General features: G+C 38.7%; 16 protein-coding genes. 7 read left to right on the forward strand and 9 right to left on the reverse strand.

The window, feature by feature from the left end; genetic code table 11:
* Window positions 1-83 precede the first annotated feature (83 nt).
* The 5 genes from xni to queF form a co-directional block, all read right to left on the reverse strand.
* A complete protein-coding gene (gene xni, locus CXF74_RS13530) occupies window positions 84-869 on the reverse strand; it encodes a flap endonuclease Xni (protein WP_101083048.1) in 786 nt (261 codons plus the stop codon).
* 90 nt (window positions 870-959) lie between these two features.
* Window positions 960-2,315 (reverse strand): nucleotide 5'-monophosphate nucleosidase PpnN, encoded by a 1,356-nt coding sequence (ppnN, locus tag CXF74_RS13535; protein ID WP_101083050.1) that lies wholly within the window; start codon window positions 2,313-2,315, stop codon window positions 960-962.
* Window positions 2,316-2,528: 213 nt separating this feature from the next.
* Window positions 2,529-3,989, reverse strand: a complete 1,461-nt coding sequence (locus CXF74_RS13540; protein WP_101083052.1) for a GGDEF domain-containing protein — start codon at window positions 3,987-3,989, stop codon at window positions 2,529-2,531.
* A gap of 144 nt (window positions 3,990-4,133) precedes the next feature.
* Window positions 4,134-6,344, reverse strand: a complete 2,211-nt coding sequence (locus CXF74_RS13545) for a tetratricopeptide repeat protein (protein WP_101083054.1) — start codon at window positions 6,342-6,344, stop codon at window positions 4,134-4,136.
* Window positions 6,345-6,361: 17 nt separating this feature from the next.
* Window positions 6,362-7,231 carry an NADPH-dependent 7-cyano-7-deazaguanine reductase QueF gene (gene queF / locus CXF74_RS13550; RefSeq protein ID WP_101083056.1) on the reverse strand — a complete coding sequence of 290 codons (870 nt, stop codon included), beginning with the start codon at window positions 7,229-7,231 and terminating at the stop codon, window positions 6,362-6,364.
* 121 nt (window positions 7,232-7,352) lie between these two features.
* Here queF and syd point away from each other — a divergent pair, with 121 nt between their 5' ends.
* Window positions 7,353-7,910, forward strand: a complete 558-nt coding sequence (gene syd / locus CXF74_RS13555) for a SecY-interacting protein (protein ID WP_101083058.1) — start codon at window positions 7,353-7,355, stop codon at window positions 7,908-7,910.
* Here the strand turns inward: syd and CXF74_RS13560 are convergent.
* Complete coding sequence (locus tag CXF74_RS13560; protein ID WP_101083060.1) at window positions 7,897-8,391, reverse strand: YcxB family protein; 495 nt, start codon at window positions 8,389-8,391, stop codon at window positions 7,897-7,899. The genes syd and CXF74_RS13560 overlap by 14 nt on opposite strands.
* Before the next feature lie 104 nt (window positions 8,392-8,495).
* On the opposite strand from CXF74_RS13560, the gene CXF74_RS13565 reads away from it, so the two are divergent.
* A complete protein-coding gene (locus tag CXF74_RS13565; RefSeq protein ID WP_101083062.1) occupies window positions 8,496-9,668 on the forward strand; it encodes a cystathionine beta-lyase in 1,173 nt (390 codons plus the stop codon).
* An 85-nt stretch (window positions 9,669-9,753) separates the two neighbouring features.
* Here the strand turns inward: CXF74_RS13565 and CXF74_RS13570 are convergent, their stop codons facing one another.
* A complete protein-coding gene (locus CXF74_RS13570) occupies window positions 9,754-11,076 on the reverse strand; it encodes a GGDEF domain-containing protein (protein WP_101083064.1) in 1,323 nt (440 codons plus the stop codon).
* Window positions 11,077-11,330: 254 nt separating this feature from the next.
* Between CXF74_RS13570 and CXF74_RS13575 the strand changes: the two genes are divergently transcribed.
* From CXF74_RS13575 to CXF74_RS13595, 5 genes are all read left to right on the forward strand, one after another.
* Window positions 11,331-11,666 carry a hypothetical protein gene (locus CXF74_RS13575; RefSeq protein ID WP_101083066.1) on the forward strand — a complete coding sequence of 112 codons (336 nt, stop codon included), beginning with the start codon at window positions 11,331-11,333 and terminating at the stop codon, window positions 11,664-11,666.
* Window positions 11,667-11,771: 105 nt separating this feature from the next.
* A complete protein-coding gene (locus CXF74_RS13580; RefSeq protein WP_101083068.1) occupies window positions 11,772-13,031 on the forward strand; it encodes a TolC family protein in 1,260 nt (419 codons plus the stop codon).
* A 9-nt stretch (window positions 13,032-13,040) separates the two neighbouring features.
* The gene (locus tag CXF74_RS13585) at window positions 13,041-14,498 is read left to right on the forward strand and encodes an efflux RND transporter periplasmic adaptor subunit (RefSeq protein WP_101083070.1); all 1,458 of its coding nucleotides are present in this window, start codon (window positions 13,041-13,043) and stop codon (window positions 14,496-14,498) included.
* Window positions 14,495-17,638 carry an efflux RND transporter permease subunit gene (locus CXF74_RS13590; RefSeq protein ID WP_101083072.1) on the forward strand — a complete coding sequence of 1,048 codons (3,144 nt, stop codon included), beginning with the start codon at window positions 14,495-14,497 and terminating at the stop codon, window positions 17,636-17,638. The genes CXF74_RS13585 and CXF74_RS13590 overlap by 4 nt, the downstream gene beginning before the upstream one ends.
* Window positions 17,639-17,745: 107 nt before the next feature.
* Entirely contained in the window at window positions 17,746-18,423 is a 678-nt protein-coding gene (locus CXF74_RS13595) for a copper resistance protein CopA (protein ID WP_232772522.1), read from the forward strand.
* Window positions 18,424-18,587: 164 nt separating this feature from the next.
* On the opposite strand, the gene CXF74_RS13600 is transcribed toward CXF74_RS13595, so the two are convergent.
* Both CXF74_RS13600 and CXF74_RS13605 read right to left on the reverse strand, forming a co-directional pair.
* The gene (locus CXF74_RS13600; RefSeq protein ID WP_232772523.1) at window positions 18,588-20,027 is read right to left on the reverse strand and encodes a sensor histidine kinase; all 1,440 of its coding nucleotides are present in this window, start codon (window positions 20,025-20,027) and stop codon (window positions 18,588-18,590) included.
* A complete protein-coding gene (locus CXF74_RS13605) occupies window positions 20,017-20,673 on the reverse strand; it encodes a response regulator (RefSeq protein ID WP_101083076.1) in 657 nt (218 codons plus the stop codon). The genes CXF74_RS13600 and CXF74_RS13605 overlap by 11 nt, the downstream gene beginning before the upstream one ends.
* Window position 20,674 lies beyond the last annotated feature (1 nt).

Consider the following 20,674-nt stretch of genomic DNA (forward strand, 5'->3'; position numbering starts at 1 on the left):
TTGTATTAATTTCATGACATAATCACATATTACTTAAAATTTGATAGTAAGCCATTTAAAAATATCAGTTTTAGATGGTTTTTTTAAGATGTCTTTTGGTAGCGTAAATCCTGCAAGTTGAAACCTAATGGAATATCACTTTTTAAGGTCACCAATGTTTTTGCAAGTCGTGCTTCTTGTTCATTATTTTTAACTTTACTTAGGCGTTTATCTTTTTCATTAATCGGGCTATCAAAGATACCTTGCAACGTGTTGTAATCGTGTAAGAGTGCTAATGCCCCTTTTTCTCCGACCCCATCAACGCCTTTAATCGCGCTACTCGAAATGCCAGTTATCGCCCAAAAATCGGTTAATTTCTCAACCGGTAAACTCATCTTATTTAAGACGCGCCCTTCATCGGTATAACTATTTTGAAAATAGTCATAGATAAGTATTTGCTTATTAAGAAGCTGATAAAAGCCTTTATCGGTAGAAACGATAATAGATTTCTGGTTATTTTTGGCCATCTTAGTGGCAAGCGTCGCAATGAGATCATCGGCTTCATCTGTTTCGGTAACCAGAGATTCAATGCCAATATCAAAAAAACTGTCTTGTATGTTTTCTAAGTGCGCTTTTAACGCTGGGGGAATTGGTTTTCTTCCGTGTTTATATTGCGCATAAATTTGATGGCGCCAGCTGGGAGCATGACTATCAAAAACACAGATAACATGTGTCGGATGATGAAGATAAATTAATTTCTGTAGGGCATTACAGGCGGTATGCGTCGTTATCTCAAGTGCTTTTTTAATATCGGCATGTTGTTTTTCTTGGATTGCATAGATACGACGAATTAAATTCATCGCATCGATGATAAGAAGGGTTGAGGCCATTTAAATTGATTCCATCAAAAGCTTTACTAGTTGAGGTGAACTAGCTTATTTTATCCAGTAAGATTAAGCCACCTTTTAGTGGCCTTAATATTAGCTAATTATCTTATAACATGGCGTATAGACTGTGCCTGGTAGCTTCATTCTTCCCTGTTTTATAAAACTTTCTAATAAAACGTCCACTTTTTTCATTAGCTTTTTTTCGCCTTTGATCTGGAAAGGGCCGAATTCTTCAATGGATTTAATACCTTCATCTTTCACATTACCGCCAACAATACCCGAAAATACACGGCGTAAATTAGACGCTAACTCTTGCACTGGCTGTTCTTTATTTAAGACTAAGCTCGCCATGTTTTCATGATTGGGAATAAAAGGGTATTGAAAAGGTTCGTCAATTTTAAGTGACCAGTTAAATGAATAAGCATCACCAATGGCACGGCGATATTCAGTCACTTTATGCATTGCTCTTTTGATCACTTGAGCGACAAGCGCGGGGTCATCAATAATAATTTGGTAGTGGTGACGTGCATCATCCCCTAAGGTATCACCGACAAATTGATCGATCGCTTTAAAGTAAGGTTCGCTTTCTTTAGGGCCGGTTAAAATGATAGGCATGGGTTGACGCTTATTTTCCGGGTGCATCATGATGCCAAGAATATATAAAAGCTCTTCGGCAGTGCCTGGGCCACCGGGGAAGATGACAATACTATGTGCAATACGCACAAAGGCTTCAAGACGTTTTTCAATGTCAGGTAATATAACCAGTTCATTGACAATAGGGTTTGGTGGCTCAGCCGCTATGATGCCGGGCTCAGTTAAGCCAATATAACGGCCATCATTAACACGTTGCTTAGCATGGCCAACTGTTGCGCCTTTCATTGGGCCTTCCATTGCACCGGGGCCACAGCCAGTACAGATATTAAGCTCGCGTAATCCTAGTTGACTACCGACTTCGCGGGTATAGTTAAACTCTATATCATTGATTGAGTGACCGCCCCAACAAACGACGATATTAGGCTCAATGCCCGCTTTTAAAATATTTGCGTTACGTAAAATGGAAAACACTAAACTGGTGATCTGAGAGCTTTCATCTTCTTTTTTTTCAGCGGTGATCTCAAGGCGAGTATCAACATAAAGTAGGTCTCTTAACACAGAGAAAAGGTGCTCTTGAATGCCTTTTATTAACTCGCCATCAATGAATGCTTCTTCGGGTGGGTTTTGTAATTCAATTTTTACACCACGTTCTTGGTGTAAAACGTTAATCTTAAAGTCTTTATACTTTTCTAATATCTCTTTACTGCTATCGGTATGGCTACCTGAGTTAAGGACGGCCAAAGAACAATTACGAAAAAGTTGGTAAATTTCACTTGAAGCAGATTCTTGAAGTTGATTGACTTCAAGTTGTGAGAGTAGTGCCATGCTGCCAACGGGATTAATATGAGAGATCATAAGATTTCCTCGGGTGAGCGATAAAGAGGGGTTATCAGGTACCATTTAAGGTGTTTACTTGGATGTGAGGGGCTCTGCTTAGCGTTGTGACTGCTTGCTAGCGCTTTACATCATAAATGATAATGAAACTATGCTTATTAGATTATGCTTATTAAAGAATAAGCATAATCTAGATTGGCTAACATGCTAATTTTTCAGGTGAAAACTGTGCACTCACTCTTTTTCAAAACAAACAACTTGGTCTCGACCATTACCTTTAGCATGGTATAACGCTTGATCTGCTCGTTCAAAAGCACTATCAAGATCATCTGTTTGACAAAAGCTAGTACAGCCCACTGAAATAGTTATACTGATACTTTGTTTTTTAAATTTAAACGGTATCTTCTTGATTGTTTGGCAAAGCTTTTCTAGTGTAAGTTGACTTTGTTCAGTGGTTATTTCAGGTAATAAAATAGCGAACTCTTCACCACCATAACGTGCAATGAAATCAGTATTACGTATCGATTTTTGCAGCGTTTGTGCAATGACATTTAATACTTTATCACCGGCTAAATGACCAAAGGTATCGTTAATCACTTTAAACTTATCGATATCAATCACCGCAATGTTTAACGGGTGCTGGTAACGTTGGTAGCGCGTAAACTCAACTTGTAAACGCTCGCTCCAAGCCGCACGATTTGGAATTTTAGTTAAAAAATCAATATGCAGTTGTTTGCTTTGCTGCTTTAGTGTTTTTTGATAATTGTTGGTTTCATTTTGTAGCTCTTTTATTTGTCTTGCCATACCTTGGAATTGTTGACGAACTTGTTGTTCTTTTTCATCTTCTCTTGATTGAATCATATCCTCCACATTTTCAACATAATCGAAAATATGTTTCTGCAAGGAGATAAGATCAACGCTATTCTGTGTTTCTTTTTTAAGTGCTATTGATTGTTTTTGAATGCTTTTTACGCATTTATCTTGTTTTTCAAAAGCGGATTCTGCTAATTTTATATTTTTAGAGAAATTCAAATAAAACTGAGTCAGGCTGTCATTGAGGGTATATAAAAAGTGGCGTGAAGAACGGCGTTCTTCGCGCGTGCTATCGATAATAATTGAGATGATTTCTAAACAATATAAGGGTAATGCATTGGCATTATTTTCATTAGAAATCTTTTTTCTGATTGCTTCTAATTTCTTTATGTACGCTGTGCCTACATCAAGATTAAGAATAACCTGCTGTAATTCATCACAAATATTATTAACGAGTGGTGCATTAGTTGCACATGGAGATGCATCTTTATTTTTATTTAGCTCAATGACAACACGTTGGTAAATTTTAATTATATTGCTTAATTCACTGTGATGCTCAATGATCGAGTAGGGCTGTGAAATGCTTTTAGAGGCTTCTATTTTTTGGTTAATTTGATCTGATAAATGGGATAATTTTTGCAGTTGTAATTGAGATTGAGAAACAATTAAACGCCCTTCAGATAAGGTGTCTTCGATAGGCGCTGGGAGCTCAGAAATTTGCGTAATACATTCATCGTAAAGTGATTCTGTAATCGTGTCGGAGTTGCTGTTTTGTAATTTTTTTAAGAAAGAAATTTTATATTTATCAAACGCTTTGTCTTGGCGAGCAATGCGCTTTAATAGCTGTTGTAGTAGTTTTAAGGCAGCTATAGGGGAATGCATAATATTTATTCCATTAATTTATAGTTATTATTATGGTTGTTAGCAAGTGTTGAAAGGGGAGCTAACGGCATTTAGCAAATAGTAATTATTATTAATAAAGCACTAATGTGCAAGCTTAGTCAGTAAGATAAATGACAAAATGCGTCATTTATCTAACTCTGGCCAATAAAAGGTGTGGTTCTGATGGCTACTGTTTATTTTTACTACGCCTTTTTGAATCGCCAGTTGTCCCAGCGTCCATAAATCCCCATCAAAAAAGGCCGGTTGTAAGTTATCAATGGCATATAATTCAAGCCAGCTATTCCCCTGATAATGATCTCGTAGCTGGCTAGCACCAAATAAAGCCAGACTACTGAGGTTTAGCATACGTGTTGGGGTGATCGCTCTGCTGACATTATTCAAAAATGGAAAAGCCACTATACCAATTGAAATGTTATTGGGTAAATCATATTTTTCAGTAAATAACATGAAAAATTGTTCTATTTTCACAGTGAAGTCTTGCGCACTTTGGTGGCCTTTCTGTTTACTAATAAACAGAATTTGATTGTCCCTAATTTGAAAAATATCGGCACTATTAGTAAAGAAAATAGTCAGTGCTTGGCCCAATTTTCTTTCCAGTTTTGCGCCTGAAAATATACCTGATAATTCATTTAACTGGGACAAAAAAGGAATGTTGACCAAGGCGTAATAGAGAGGCTCATCGTGATAAATATAGTTAAATTCATTGCCTTGCGCCTGTTGCGAAGGTAATTTTGTACGTGGATGAAAACTGAGTTGACGCTGTGAGCGGCTGTCTGATTCGGTGAGTTTTCTATTACAAATTAGAATGTAAAAGAAGCTTAAGAGAGAAATTACCAGTAGCGTGATTGCACCATAGGTCAATGTTTTGAAACGTGCATTGGTATTCTGTAGATCATTATTTTCTATTTCGAGTTGTCTTTGCTGCTGTGTTCGCTCTACTAATTGCAGTTGCTCGTTAATCTGTAACTGTTGCAAAGTAAACAAGCGCTCTTTAATGCTATTTTGTAACGCATGGAAATTTTTAAAATGCAAAATGGCTTGTTGATGGTTACCTGTTATTTCGTAACTGGATGCAAGCATCTCAAATGCCTGAACACGTAAGGTTGGGTAATTACCCGCAGACAAACGTAATATTTTTTCAAGCTGTAAAATAGCCAGAGCGGGATCATCATTAATGATATTAAGACGAGCAAGTAACAGTAAGCTTTCTATTTGGTAACGCACTTCTTTTAAACGCGTAAAGTGGTAACGCGCATTTTGTAAATATTTTTGCGCTAATAAGCGTTCTTTTTGTTTGTCTTTATTCGTGACATGGCCACTGTAAGTGCGTCCTAATTCAAGGTAAATATGTGCAAGTAAGCTACTGTTTTTCTTGTTTTGAATTAATTCCAAGGCATTAAATAAGTAGATCAGCGCTTGGTTTTTTTCATTGTTTTGTTTTTTTAGTATGGCGAGCTGAATCAAGCTACCCGCTTGTTTAATCGTGTTATTTGTTTGTATATATAACTCAACACGACGACTGGCAAAGTCGATAGCACGACTGAAAAGATGTTTTTTCTGATAGAGGTCGGCAATGCTTTTTTTAGCTTGTCCACTTAGCTTGATAAAATTGTGCTTCTCTGCAAGTTTGTCTGCTGTAAATAAATTTGAGACCGCGAGTTGTTGCTGATTTATTTTTTCGTAATAAAGCCCGTAATAATAGGTTAACCATCCATGTAGTTTGGTATTTTGTTTGTTTTTTAACAGTGTCTTAGCGCTCTCTAAAGCAAGGTTAGCACTACGGTATTGATTACTTTGCAAGGAAAGCTTAGTAATCGTTAAGAGTAGCTGCACTTCTAAATTAGGTGCATTGACAAAAGGGGATGCCTCCAATTTTTTCAAGCTGGTGGTAAATATTTTTATCAATAATTGATTACTAAATTCGAGGCGTTTCTCTTCGGGAATTTCAGAGGCTAATATATTTAATGTACGTAGCTGCTCATGAGAAAAAGTCTGCTGTTTTAATAGGCTAGAGAGTAAAAGGTAAGCTTGTTGATATTCTTCGATTTGTGCATAACAGAAGGCTAATAATTGTACCGGCAAGGCACCATTGTTAGCCAACTCATCACTCTCGTCAGTAATTGGCGCCGAATTCATATCAAAGGCTTGTTGGTTTTTAATATAACCTTTGCTTGTTTCAATACAAATTTCAGGAGCTTTGTAACGGCCATGGTACGCATTTTTTAAAGGCGCAGGAATATGAGCATCGAGCAACTCTATCGCTAAAATCGCGGGGGAGAAGGATAGCAATAAATAAGCGAAAAAAGCGGTTAGACAATGCGTGATATATCTCATAAGAACCAATCTGAGGCTTATTGACGTAATAAGCGAATGTTATTTAAACTGTTGTTTTTATTTTCGTTATTTTCAGTACAACGATACGGGTTAATATCTAAACCACCTCGGCGAGTATAACGTGCATAAACTGAAAGCGAATCAATTTGTCCGAATTTCATGAGGTCACAATAGATTCTTTCCACACATTGTTCATGGAATTCATTATGTTGGCGAAATGAGATAAGGTAACGTAATAGTTTTTCTTGGTCTATTTGCTTGCCGGTATAGATGATTTCTACACTGCCCCAATCCGGTTGATTGGTGATCAAACAGTTAGACTTTAAAAGGTTAGAGTAAAGCGTTTCTGTGACCGTTTCTGATGAGCATAAGTCGGTTAATATTTTTGCTTCAAAATGATATTCGTCAACTTCTATATCTAAATCATCGATACAAGTACCAGCAAAGATTCCCAATTTTTCTGGGAAAATGCTCATATCACCTTGTAATTCAACGCTAACCAATTTATTTGCACAGGCCGAAAGGTCGTCGATTAAACACTGCTGAACGGCTTCTAAACTGTCGAATTTACTTTGATTAAAACTGTTTAGGTACAATTTGAACGATTTAGATTCAATTAAGTTTTCACTATCAAAAGGTACTTTTAGCACACCCGTTGCAACTATTGGTTTGCCTTTGCTGTTTAACCACGACAATTCATAAATATTCCATAAGTCACATCCTACAAAAGGTAAGGACTCTGCTGTTAATGCCAGCTCATCTCGATTTAAACTACGAGGCACGCCTTGCAATAAACTGACATCATATTGGCTTTTATATTCTGTCGCTTGTCCAAGTGATAGGTTTTGTAGTGCAGGTGATTTTTCGTAGAGTGGCTTCTTTGTCATGGTAATTTATTTCTCAGTGTTTAAAAACAGTTCAAACTTTTATAGGAAGTTGAAGTTCCGCACAGATTCATATCTGTGTACAATAAACCCATTGTAACTAATTAAAAGAAATTTTCGAGCAATGAATAATACAATAAAAACAGCACTCTTTGATCTCTTCGAACGTAATGCACAAATTTGGAAATCTGAGAAGGGTACTTTGCCTCAACAGCAATTTGATGCAGAGTGGCAATCGTCTTGCGAACAAGAGAAAATAGCCGATGGCTTAGTCACTTGGTCTCCTGTCGAACGTGATATAGAACTCACTCTAAGCAATATTGAAGATGCGCTTGAGGTAAAATTGCACCCTAGTATTCATCAGTTATTTTGCTCGTATTATGCCGATGGCATAACGTGTTTGTTTGATGGCCATCCGGTTGATCTGATTCAAGTATGGAATGAAGATGACTTCAAACTATTACAAGAAAATATGATTGCACATTTTATGATGCAAAAAAGACTCAAGAAACCTGCCTCTATGTTTATCGCAAGTTGCAGCGATGAAATGCAGGTTATCTCGATTTTAAATGAAACCGGTGAAGTACAATTGGAGACATTAGGTAAAAAGCAGGAGGCGGTATTAGCGCCAAATATTGAAACGTTTATCAATAACCTGCAACCTGTTATTAATTCTTTGTAACGGGCATTACGGCTTCAATTTTTGATTTGATAAAGGCGATAACTTCATCATTTAAGCTACTTTTAGAAAGGTAGCTTTGACCGCCTTTTTTGAGTTTTAGCATCAGTCCAGCTGGTGTTTCTACAACTGTTTCAATATCTTGCCAAGTGAAGCTTTGGTTTTGATATAAGCTGATAATCTTAATTTCATTATCGTCAATCGACAGGGTAATTTTATTACCAGAATTTTTACTCCACATCTGTCTTGATAACCACCACGCTTTACCATATTTAAAGCTAAAAAATTCCACAAAAGCCAAACCAACAAAAAACAGCCCAACAGCAACGGATTGATCCGTCATGATCATAATTAAAAAACCGAAAGCAACTAAAGCCCCAATGAATTTATAGCGAATTTTCTTAGCGGGATTAAGCAATGCAGATTGTTCATAACATTCTGAAAAGTGCGCGCGATCAAGCGTAAAGTGAGTGGTAAATTGCATTGTTTTCCTTTGGCGTAAGATATGCGTTTTTGGTTGTGTTTAAAATATAATGAGATGTTAATATTACTGGGTAATTATAACTAATTTAACACTGGAAGGCACCGATGAAAAAAGAAACACAAATTGTTAGCTTAGGTCGTGATAAAAAATGGACTAAAGGTGTGGTTAATCCACCTGTATTTCGTGCTTCAACCATGCTTTTTGAAACTATGGAAGAGATGCGTTTTGCCAGTAAAAACAAAACCAATGGTGAAATGTTTTACGGACGCCGTGGTGGCCCGACTCACTTTGCCTTTCAAGCTGCCATTGCTGAATTAGAAGGCGGTGTTGGTACGGCGCTTTACCCATCAGGCTCTGCCGCTATTAGTGGTTGTCTATTATCTTTTTTAAAGGCGGGCGACCATCTTTTAATGGTTGATAATGCTTATGAACCTACGCGCGCTTTATGTGATGGGCTACTGGCTGGTTTTGGTGTTGAAACAACTTATTATGACCCACTGATCGGTGCAGGCATTAAAGATCTTATTCAAGAAAATACCAAAGTATTATTTTTAGAATCGCCTGGTTCTGTGACCATGGAAATTCAAGATGTGCCAACATTAAGCCAAATAGCACACGATCATAATATGATTGTTATGCTTGATAATACTTGGGCATCTCCTATTAACTCTCGTCCATTTGAAATGGGTGTAGATATTTCTATTCAAGCAGCCACTAAATATATTGTCGGCCATTCTGATGTCATGATGGGCACGGCAACGTCTAATGAAAAACATTGGGAACAGCTGCGTGAAAACAGTTACCTAATGGGTCAATGCACTTCGCCGGATGATGTTTATCTAGCAAGTCGTGGTTTACGCACATTAAGTGTACGTATGAATCAACATGAAAAGAATGCGCTAAAAGTAGCAAATTGGTTAGCGACACGTCCAGAGGTTGACCATTTACGTCATCCGGCGTTTGAAACTTGTCCGGGTCATGAATTCTTTAAGCGTGATTTTAGTGCGTCAAATGGGTTATTTTCTTTTGTCTTAAAAGAAGGCAACGTAAAGTCGGTGACTGCACTTGTTGAGAATATGCACCATTTTAAAATGGGCTTTTCATGGGGCGGATACGAAAGTTTAATTCTACCTGTATTTGGTATTGAAAAATTACGTACGGTGACAAACTGGGATAGCAAAAAACCATTAGTTCGTGTGCATATCGGTCTTGAAAATGTTGATGATTTAATTGCGGATTTAGAAGCAGGATTTGAGCGCTTTAACGCAGCGTTATAAAATAAAACAGCAGAGAATCTAATTCTCTGCTGTTTTTAGTAAGGTAAGCGGTTACTTAATCGCGTTTTTAGAAAAACGCTTCTTATTACTGACTGTTTGCTTTCACTTGATTACGGCCATTGGCTTTTGCGTCATACAAGGCTTGGTCGGCACGTTCAATAAAGTCGCGTGTTGATTCGGTTACTTTCATTTGTGCAACACCAAAACTCGCGGTTATTTTTAAGTCATTAACAAATGCCTTTGCTTCGATCACTAGGCGTAATTTCTCTGCCATGTGTATGGCACTTTTTAAATCACTGTCTTTGCAAATTAAAATAAACTCTTCGCCTCCCCATCGACCTAACTTATCGGCAATACGGATGTTTCTGTAAATAGTTTGTGAGAAAGCAACAAGAATATCATCCCCTACATTGTGACCATGGGTATCATTTACTTGTTTGAAAAAATCGATATCAATAAAAACAATGCAAAATGGCATTTTTTTCTCTATTAATTCAATCCCGCATTGAGAGAAATGTTTACTTAATCCGGCTCGATTGCGTAGTCCTGTTAATACATCACGCTTTGCCATTTTGTCTATCTTATCTTTTTCAATCTTCAGCGCATGCATCACATCGAGCAAGCGGGCCTTAGAAAGCTTGGCATTGATTAAACGTATTCGATATAAATTACTTTGCAAAAGTAAGTAGATGAACGCAGATCCAACCCACATTGCAATCGTGGCAAGGAGCAGGTTTTCTTTGGAAATATAAAAACGCCTAAAAGTGATTTCATGTAATAAGACTTCCATTTCGCCGTACTCTACGTAGCCTGATGAAGCTACCTCGATAAGTGACACATTAGCAAACTCATGGCCTTGTAAGTTTTTTGGCAGTTCTCGTACGCCACTCCACCATGAAGACACATTAAAATCTGTTAATTTAAAATGCTCTCCTTGAGGGCTTTTATTAGGGCTAAATTTTAGTTCATTGACCTTCATCGAGTTTTCATCAACTGATAAATCAGTATAGGCAGGGTTATAGTTTCGCAGGTATATACGTAATCGTTGTGGGTCTTTGCCCGTGTAGTCAGCATTTAAATAAACTTCTTCGTATTCAGATAGGTCAATCCCCTCTGAGTATTGAAAAACACCGTTTTCATCTTTTGGGGATAAATGAATTTTAAGCTCGCAGTAAGGCCAGCGGTACTCTGCAACAATGTTACATTTAAAGTAAATACCGTTGTCTCTTTCTTCAACATCAATTGTTGATTCGCCCCCTTGCGCAGCATCACTGACGCCCTCGATAACATAGGTATCATCGAGTTTAATGGTAAATGTTTTATAGAGGCCGGTTGTGTAGGCAAACAGTAATGCAAAAGTAGTTACTATTAAGACTACGAGCGCTGAAAATTTATTGATATATTTCATGTAGTTCCCTTTATTTCATCATTTATAATAAATAAACAAGTGACGGACTGCCAAGATATTGAGAAAAATATCGTATGTATAGTGCTTTAAATTTATAAAGTTAGGTGTGTTTTTTGTTGTTCTTTTTTCTTGTTTTTTTTTGTACTTTTGTTTGACCCTGCCCCTAGGGGAAGCATTAACATTGTTTCATTCTCATTTTTTCAATGATTGTTTTTTAATTCTTGAAAGCTCACTTTTAGAATCTGACGTTTACAATGAAACGATTTATCACCTTATTACTAATGGTTACAACATTACTTACTTTTACCCAAAAAGTGATGGCTGTTGCACCTCTATTAGAAGGTGAAACGCAATCAATGCAACATTGTAATATGCAAGAGATGGTAGATGATTCCGGTTGTGTGGAAGCGATGTCGGGCATGGAAAACTGCCAAAATGATTGTGAAATGATGAATGTTGGTGTATTAAATTTTATTGAACATCAACAACTGCTCTCGTTTGATGTTTCACTACAGCGCTATGAGCGCCTCAAACTTTCCCCAAGTTACTCTATTTTCGAAACCTTATACCGTCCTCCCTTTGTAAGTTAATTCTCTTCAGCACCGATCTATTTATTTATCTATTTATCGATCAGATCAAACGAATTAATTATTGTTCCTATTGGAAAACTCCTCTTGGAAAACAAAGGAAAAGAGATGAAAATTTCTATTTTACTGCTGTTTTTATTAATAACAGTGACTGCTAAAGCATCGCCCTTAACACTGCAAGATGCACTGAAAACCGCACTTGATAACGATCCTGCTCAACAAATATATCAGGCGCAACAAGCCTCGCTGATTGCCCAAGGTAAATTCAGTGCCACACTCGCCGATCCGATGATAAAACTAGGTATGGCGAATATGCCTACTGACAGTTTTTCGTTAGATAGCGACCCGATGACGCAGCTTAGTGTCGGTATTTCTCAACAATTTAACCGCGGCGATACTCGTAACATCAGCCAACAGGGTTTTAATTTACAGTCGGAAGTGGCTGGTTTTCAAGGTGAAGACAGGCGTTTGATGGTCAAGCAAACGGTACGTAATTTATGGTTTAGCATTCTTTTTATTGAAAAATCAAAACAACTTGTGACTGAAAAAAAACGCTTGTTCAACAGTTTTTATCAGGATTTGTCGTCACAATTTAGCCTGGGTCTGGCTGATAACGAAGACTTAATCACCGCTGAAATTGAGCTAGGCCAGTTCGATGAAAAAATTGCTAAATTGAAACAGCAATCTTTAGCATATCGAAGTTTGTTAAGTGAATGGATTGGCGCGCTTGCTTATCAAGCTCTACAAACAAAAGTGCCCGATTGGGCGGAGACATTAACCTATATTAACGCCAGTGAAGCGTTGAACTATCAACATTACTCACTGTTAATGAATCACCCTAAAGTAAAGGCACTCAATCAGAATGTATTAGTTGCGGATAGTAATGTTGAATTAGCCAAGCAAGATTACAAACCCAGCTTTAAAGTCGAATTAGGTTACGGTCATCGTTTATCTGAGACGGACAATGGTGAGCCTCGTGCTGACCTATTAAGTGGTTTTCTGTCTATGGATATCCCATTGTTTACCGATCAACGCCAAGACCAAAAGATGATTTCAGCACAACATAATAAAGGCCAAAAGCAAGCGGAGCATCGTTTGTTAATACGTCAACTTAATGCGCAACTCAATGCAGAAATTGTTAATTATCAGCAACTAGTTTCCCGCCAAAACCGTTACCAAGATAGCTTACTCAAACAAGCCAAATTGCATGCTCAAATTTTAGAGCAAAGCTATCAGTCTAATACTCGTCCATTTAAAGAAGTGATTCAGGCTTACATTCATGAATTGAATCTCTCTATTGAATATCAGCAACTCTATTTTGATGGTCTGAAAAGTCTAACCAATATTCGTTACTTTCAGGCACTTTAAGGAAAAATTATGCGCTATTTATTAATATTATTAGTGGGTGTCATTATCGGTTTTTCATCCAGCCAGAGTGAAAAATTAACAAACCTATTCGTAGGAGAGGTGGGCAATAGTGAGCCAGAGGTTCTGTATTGGGTTGCGCCGATGGACGCTAATTATCGTCGCGATAAACCCGGTCAATCGCCAATGGGTATGGATTTAGTCCCTGTGTATGCGCAGGCTGAAAAAGCACAACCGAAAATACTCTATTGGGTTGCACCGATGGATGCGAATTATCGCCGCGATAAACCCGGTCAATCGCCAATGGGTATGGATTTAGTCCCTGTTTATGAAGATAGTGGTGCGGATGATGAAGCGGGTACGGTTAAAATATCTGCTACGGTTGAAAACAATTTAGGCGTACGTACTGCAGTGGTTAAGAAAGCAGACTTTAACCTGTCGATTAAAAGCTTAGGCAGTGTGCAAGCCAATGAAGATGCGTTATGGCAGATAAACAGCCGTGTTTCAGGTTGGATAGAAAAGTTATATGTAAAATCAGTGGGCACTCAAGTGCAAAAAGGGCAAAAATTATATGCGCTTTATTCGCCTGAATTAGTCAAAGCGCAGGAATCTCTATTTAATGCCATTAAGCTTAATCGTGGCACATTAGTGCAATCGTCTAAAGCCAGATTACGCGCGCTAGGGGTCAGCAATCAACAAATAAAACAGATTGTTAAAACTAATAAAGTACTTCAACGTATCACAGTCTACGCGCCACAAAAGGGCACGATATCGGCGTTAACAGTTAACGAAGGGGCATTTATCTCTCCGGCGACCACTGTGGTAAAAGCGGTTAATTTAGATACCGTTTGGGTTGATTTTGAGGTGTTTGCGGCCCAAGTTTCATTAATCAAATTAAATGATGTTGCTAGTATGACCTTGGATTATTTCCCCGGGCAATCATGGCAAGGAAAAGTGGATTTTATCTATCCTGAAATGAGTGCTAGCAACCGTACCTTACGCGTGCGCCTGCAATTTGATAACCCTACCGCGCAACTCAAACCTAATATGTTTGCCAGTGTCACCTTAACACCTACTATGACGGAGCCTCGTCTGCAAATTCCACGTGAAGCGGTTATCTATGCGGGTAATATGAACCGTGTGGTATTAGCGCTTGGAGAAGGGAAATTTAGGTCGGTATTAGTGAAGGTGGGATTAGAAAGCGCAGGCCTTGCGGGTAATAGTGTCGTGGAGATTATTTCTGGTCTTGAAGAAGGGCAAAAAGTGGTGACCTCTGCACAGTTTTTATTAGATAGTGAATCAAGTATTAGTGCTGATTTTGAGCGTATGTTAGAGGTTCAGAAGCAACAAGAAGCTGAAGTGCAATATGATCCTAATCAAGAGGATGAAGATTTAGATTGGTTAGATCTTGGTATGCAGGATGATAAAGAAACTCGCGCTAGCATGGTAACTCAAGTGGTGATCCTATGATTGCTAAGGTTATTCATTGGTCGATAAAAAATCGTGTTTTAGTCTTGCTGATGACACTTGCCATTGTGGCTTATGGTGTATTTTCATTACAGAAAACACCGATAGATGCGATTCCTGACTTGTCTGATGTGCAGGTGATTATAAAAACGTCTTACCCCGGTCAAGCGCCACAAGTGGTGGAAGATCAGGTGACTTACCCATTAACCACTGCAATGCTCAGTGTACCGGGTGCAAAAACAGTACGCGGTTACTCCTTTTTTGGTGATTCTTACGTCTATATTATTTTTGATGACAATACCGATATGTACTGGGCGCGCTCACGTGTTTTAGAGTATTTATCGCAGGTAGCACCTGATTTGCCGCCACAAGCGCGCTCTGCTTTAGGGCCTGATGCCACCGGTGTTGGCTGGATATTTAGTTATGCATTAGTCGATAAAAGCGGCAAACATGATTTAAGTGAACTGCGCAGTTTACAAGATTGGTTCCTTAAATTTGAATTACAAACCGTGCCCGGTGTGTCGGAAGTAGCGACTGTCGGCGGCATGGTTAAGCAGTATCAAGTCCGTGTTGATCCCAATAAATTACGCGCTTATAACATATCGTTAACGCAAATTAGCACGGCAATAAAAAATGCCAATCAAGAGTCTGGTGCCAGTGTTATTGAGATGGCAGAAGCGGAATACATGGTGCGTACTTCGGGTTACATATCTTCAATTAAAGACTTAAGATCAATACCGCTACAAGTGAATGAACGAGGCACGCCACTGTTATTAGATGATGTTGCTGAAATTCGTTTAGGGCCACAGATGCGCCGTGGAATCACTGAGCTTAATGGTGAAGGTGAAGTGGTCAGTGGTGTGATTGTGATGCGTTTTGGTGAAAATGCACAGGCAGTGATTGAAGCGGTAAAAGATAAACTTAATGAACTACAAAAAAGCTTACCCGACGGTGTTGAAATCATTCCAACCTACGATCGCTCTGAACTCATTAACTCTGCCGTAGAAAACCTTTTTGATAAGTTATTAGAAGAGTTTATTGTGGTTATCTTGGTCTGTGCTGCCTTTTTATTCCATTTCCGCTCATCATTAGTGGTATTACTCAGTTTACCTGTGGGTATCTTTGTAGCCTTCATCATTATGTCGTGGCAAGGCCTTAATGCCAATATTATGTCCTTGGGTGGTATCGCAATAGCGATTGGTGCGATGGTTGATGGCGCGATTGTGATGATTGAAAATGTACATAAACACATGGAGAAAACCACCTTAACCGATGAAAACCGTTGGCAAGTGATTGCTAAAGCGGCGACAGAAGTGGGTCCGGCACTCTTTTTCTCGTTGTTGATCATTACTTTCAGTTTCTTACCCGTTTTTGCCTTAGAAGGGCAATCAGGCAAGATGTTTTCACCGCTCGCGTTTACTAAAACCTATGCGATGGCGGCCTCTGCTGGGTTAGCGATCACCTTGATTCCGGTATTAATGGGCTATTTTATTCGCGGGAAAGTATTACCTGAACATAAAAATCCGCTTAATCGATTAGTCATCGCCATTTATAAACCTTTTTTAACCTTTAGTTTACGTTTTCCTAAACTGCTTATTGGTTTCGCTTTATGTTTGTTAGCTGTTGGATTTTATCCTGTGACTAAAATTGGTAGTGAGTTTATTCCGCCATTGGATGAAGGGGATCTCATGTATATGCCCACCACTTATCCAGGTATCTCTATCGGTAAAGCGCGCCAATTATTACAGCAAACTAATAAACTCATTAAAACCGTCCCTGAAGTGCATACGGTATGGGGAAAAATTGGCCGCGCTGAAACCGCTACGGATCCTGCGCCACTGACCATGATTGAAACGGTGATTCAGTTCAAGCCACAAAGTGAATGGCGCGAGGGCATGACAAAGGAAAAAATAAAACAGGAGCTGGATAGCCTTATTCAATTTCCCGGGCTCACTAATGCATGGGTGATGCCCATTAAAACCCGTATTGATATGTTAGCGACAGGCATTAAAACGCCTATCGGTATCAAGATTGCCGGTGGCGATTTAGTGGAGATTGAAAAAATAGGTAAACAAGTCGAGAGAATATTAAAAGATGTTGAAGGCACGGCTTCTGTTTATGCCGAGCGTGTTACCGGTGGTCGTTATGTCAAAGTGGATATCGACCGTGAAAAAGCGGGCCGTTATGGGCTTAATATTAAAGAGATTCAACAGTTGGTGGCAGTGGCAATTGGAGGCCAAAATATCACCGAAACGATTGAGGGCTTAGAGCGTTACCCGGTTAATTTACGTTATCCGAATGATTATCGTGATTCATTAACCGCGCTTAAAGCATTACCGATTGTTACCCCATCAAAAATGACTATTAGCTTAAATGATGTAGCAAATGTGTATGTTGAAGCGGGCGCACCAATGATAAAAACCGAGAATGCGCGCTTAAATGGTTGGATATTTGTTGATATTGAAAATCGTGATTTAGGCTCTTACGTTAACGATGCTAAAAAAGTGGTCAGTGAGCAATTAGTACTTCCTGCGGGTTATTCGCTGGTCTGGTCTGGTCAATATGAATATATGGAAAAGGCCAATGCGCGGTTAGCCAAAGTGATTCCGGTGACCATTGTCATTATTATTATTTTGCTCTACTTAGCCTTTAGGCGTGTAGGGGAAGTGTTACTGATTTTATCAACCCTGCCTTTTGCATTAATGGGCGGTATTTGGTTGATGTTCCTGCTTAACTTCAACTTTTCTATTGCGGTGGGAGTTGGTTTTATTGCCCTTGCAGGGGTCTCAATTGAGATTGGCGTGATCATGTTGCTCTATTTAAACCAGTCATTAGAAGCGAAGAAACAGCAACGTTTTGCGCATTTTAATGTTGATGACTTACGTGATGCGGTGATGGAAGGTGCAGGGCTACGTGTACGTCCGGTGATGATGACGGTTGCCACTGTGGTAATTGGTTTAGTGCCGATTATGATTGGAGAAGGTACGGGGTCTGAAGTGATGCAACGTATCGCCACACCTATGGTCGGCGGCATGGTGAGCGCGATTGTTTTAACCCTATTAATATTGCCTGCTGTTTATTTTCAATGGAAAAAAATCAGTATGCGTAAACAGTTTATTGCCAATAACCAAATAACCAAATAGTTAACGACATAACTATTTACATAACTAATTACATAACTAAATACATAGCTAAATACATAATTAAATACATAACTAAATAACTCAGTAAATTTGAAAAGGATAAACAGATGAACATGAAAAAAACAAAACTAGCATTAGCGTTAACAGGCGCACTTTTTTTAACGCTACCCGTGAGCCAAGTTTTTGCACATGAAAAACATTGTGATATCAAAGAGACACAACTTGGTGAAACAATGAAACACATAAAAAGTGAGTTACGTGCTTATGTTAAAGGTTTCAAAAAAGATGACGCTAATAAAATGCAAAAACATGCTTTAGAGTTAATTAAATTAACTGAGCGAGCGATCAATGAAACACCTATGAAAATAAAAATGATGGGTCATGAAGGAATGCCTAACATGGAAGGTATGGACCATAGCAAAATGGAGATGGCTGACATGAAAGGCATGGACCATAGCAAAATGGATATGGCTGACATGAAAGGTATGGACCATAGCAAAATGGACATGGCTGACATGAAAGACATGGATCATAGCAAAATGGACCATGGCGATATGAAGTTAAGTAGTCCTGAACACGATATGTCTAAAATGCCCTCTATGAAAGGTATGAGTGCTGAGCAACACCATCAACATATGATGTACATGCAAGGTATGCAGCAGTTAAAAGCGCTATTTGAAACATTAGCCAACACATCGGAAAAAAATGAAATAAAACAAACGTTAGGCGAAATTAAAGAACACAGTAAAAAAAGCCATCAACAATATCGCTTAGATTGTAGTTAATCCAAGTGCCTGTGAACCTTGTTTGATCAAACAGGCTGAAATGCGTCATTCTGGTTTAGATGTTTTTACTTTATTAACCATCTACTCCAGAGTTATCGTATTTTACGCAGCAGTATATTAACTATCTTGAAATGCCTCCTGATAAAGAGGGGGCATTTATTCTTTTAGACTTGTCCTTTTTTGGCCGCAGGAAGTGTCACTTTAAAGGTATTGTTATGGTGAGTTTGATAAGGCAATAGTTCAATTTTACCCTGGTGTGATTTTATAATATCTAAAGCAATCGACATACCGAGTCCTGCACCATCACCTCTGCCTGTTTCTCCTCTGAAAAACTTTTCGAATATATTCTCTCTAATATTTTCTGAGATCGCGCCACCGCTATCACTTATCTGCACCTCAATGATCTCCTGTGATGGATAATAAACCTGTGTGATCATGATTTGTGAGTGCTGGCCAGAATAACGGATAGCATTATCAATAATATTATTAAACAAAATGCCCAGAAAGGTCGGCTCCCCGATCATAAAGAGTTCTTTTTCAGACTCAAAAATAATTTCTTGTTGTTGCTTTAAGGCAATAGGCACAAGGTTCGCAATAACCTCTTGAATTAATAGCGTTGAATCAACCGGGTTAAGTTGCAACTGCTTTTGTCCTTCAACACGCGACAGCATGAGTAACTGTTGGATAAGTCGGTCTGTGCGGTCAATGCCCGCTAATATTTGCTTTAAGTCATTATCTAATTGTATTTTGTTTTGGCTGTTTAATGCATTTTCTGCATTGAGTTTTAACACTGTGAGCGGGGTTTTAAGCTCATGGGCGGCGGTACGTGTTAAGCGTCTTTCTCGTTGCCAAGCATTGTCTAACTCATTGAGTAAATAGTTTAGTTGAGCAACTAAAGGCTGTAATTCGCGGGTAGGCGTGGTGACCGTTATTTCATCTAAGTGATTTATATTTCGCTGTGCAATCGCGAGGCGTAATTCATCAATGGGTCTGAGCAACTTATTAATTAGCCAAGTGAGCATCAGCGCAAGCGAAGGGATTAAAAAAAGCAACGGTAGGGCGGTCGACATTGCAATTTCATTGACCAACTCTTTTCGAATGGATTGTCGTTCTGCAACAATTAAATAAATAGTTTTATTTTCTTTGGATAAGTTCAGTTGAAAATAGCGCCACTTTTGTTGCTTAACCGTGGTAAATGCAAAACCCTCTTTTTCCTCTTTTCCTAAAAATTGTGTGGGGGCACCTTGTGATTTTAGCGCTATTTTATCATCCATATAAAACTGGAAGAGGATATTCTGCTCGTAAGGGTGACCGTAGGGGGTTACGGTATCGTCATCATTGTTAGCAAAACGGAGAATATCACTGAGATGTTCATCATAATGTAAGGTTTTATTATTGTTCAACGCATCGACTAGAATCGGTGCGCTGAGTGCAAGTACCTTAGCTGATTGAGCAAGGCGAGCATCATAAACTTCATCGATTTCACTGCGCGTTTCAGCGAAGATGAATGTCCAAGATATCAATATCATTAGGGAAACTGTCAATACGCTGGAAACGATTAAACGTTTCTTGATGGAGAAGGGGGATCTCGGTTTATTTTTCAATGATATATCCTACGCCACGAATGTTTTTAATAAAACTACTGTCAATTTTCTTACGTAAGTTATGAATATGTACTTCAATGGTATTTTCACTCGCCATCTCATCCCAGCCATGCAAACTTTGTTGTAATTTATCTTTACTGAGTACTCTGCCTGCTTTGGTGACGAGTGTAGATAACAGTTTAAATTCATTTTTAGTGAGTTTGATGGGTAAGCCAAGATATTCAACATGGTTGTTTACTAAGGATATTTTTAGGCCATTTAGTTCAATGGTGGACTCGACGTTACCCGCGACACGACGAATTAATACACGCAGTCGTGCTAAAAACTCACGCAGTGAAAAGGGTTTTACTAAATAATCGTCAGCACCTCCATCTAGCCCTTTTACACGATCGTCAATATCATCACGAGCGGTCAGTATTAATATCGGCAGCGTATGTCCGGCATGGCGCAACTGGCGTAAAACCTCTAATCCATCAATATCAGGTAGCGTTAAATCAAGAATAACCGCCAGAAATTCTTCGCTATGTAGCGCTAACTCTACTGGCTTGCCTAATTGTAACCAATCAACTGTGTAGCCATGTCGGGACAAGGACTCCACTATTGACTCGCCAAGCATCTGATCATCTTCAACCAATAACAGTCGCATC

The sequence above is a fragment of the Psychromonas sp. Urea-02u-13 genome (assembly GCF_002835995.1).
Classification (GTDB): domain Bacteria; phylum Pseudomonadota; class Gammaproteobacteria; order Enterobacterales; family Psychromonadaceae; genus Psychromonas.

Coding starts and splice junctions, on each gene's coding strand:
- CXF74_RS13540 (WP_101083052.1), bottom strand. CDS start 3,989: ATGCATTCCCCTATAGCTGCCTTAAAACTACTACAACAGCTATTAAAG.
- CXF74_RS13595 (WP_232772522.1), top strand. CDS start 17,746: ATGAACATGAAAAAAACAAAACTAGCATTAGCGTTAACAGGCGCACTT.
- CXF74_RS13545 (WP_101083054.1), bottom strand. CDS start 6,344: ATGAGATATATCACGCATTGTCTAACCGCTTTTTTCGCTTATTTATTG.
- CXF74_RS13565 (WP_101083062.1), top strand. CDS start 8,496: ATGAAAAAAGAAACACAAATTGTTAGCTTAGGTCGTGATAAAAAATGG.
- CXF74_RS13605 (WP_101083076.1), bottom strand. CDS start 20,673: ATGCGACTGTTATTGGTTGAAGATGATCAGATGCTTGGCGAGTCAATA.
- CXF74_RS13570 (WP_101083064.1), bottom strand. CDS start 11,076: ATGAAATATATCAATAAATTTTCAGCGCTCGTAGTCTTAATAGTAACT.
- xni (WP_101083048.1), bottom strand. CDS start 869: ATGGCCTCAACCCTTCTTATCATCGATGCGATGAATTTAATTCGTCGT.
- CXF74_RS13575 (WP_101083066.1), top strand. CDS start 11,331: ATGAAACGATTTATCACCTTATTACTAATGGTTACAACATTACTTACT.
- queF (WP_101083056.1), bottom strand. CDS start 7,231: ATGACAAAGAAGCCACTCTACGAAAAATCACCTGCACTACAAAACCTA.
- syd (WP_101083058.1), top strand. CDS start 7,353: ATGAATAATACAATAAAAACAGCACTCTTTGATCTCTTCGAACGTAAT.
- CXF74_RS13590 (WP_101083072.1), top strand. CDS start 14,495: ATGATTGCTAAGGTTATTCATTGGTCGATAAAAAATCGTGTTTTAGTC.
- ppnN (WP_101083050.1), bottom strand. CDS start 2,315: ATGATCTCTCATATTAATCCCGTTGGCAGCATGGCACTACTCTCACAA.
- CXF74_RS13585 (WP_101083070.1), top strand. CDS start 13,041: ATGCGCTATTTATTAATATTATTAGTGGGTGTCATTATCGGTTTTTCA.
- CXF74_RS13580 (WP_101083068.1), top strand. CDS start 11,772: ATGAAAATTTCTATTTTACTGCTGTTTTTATTAATAACAGTGACTGCT.
- CXF74_RS13560 (WP_101083060.1), bottom strand. CDS start 8,391: ATGCAATTTACCACTCACTTTACGCTTGATCGCGCGCACTTTTCAGAA.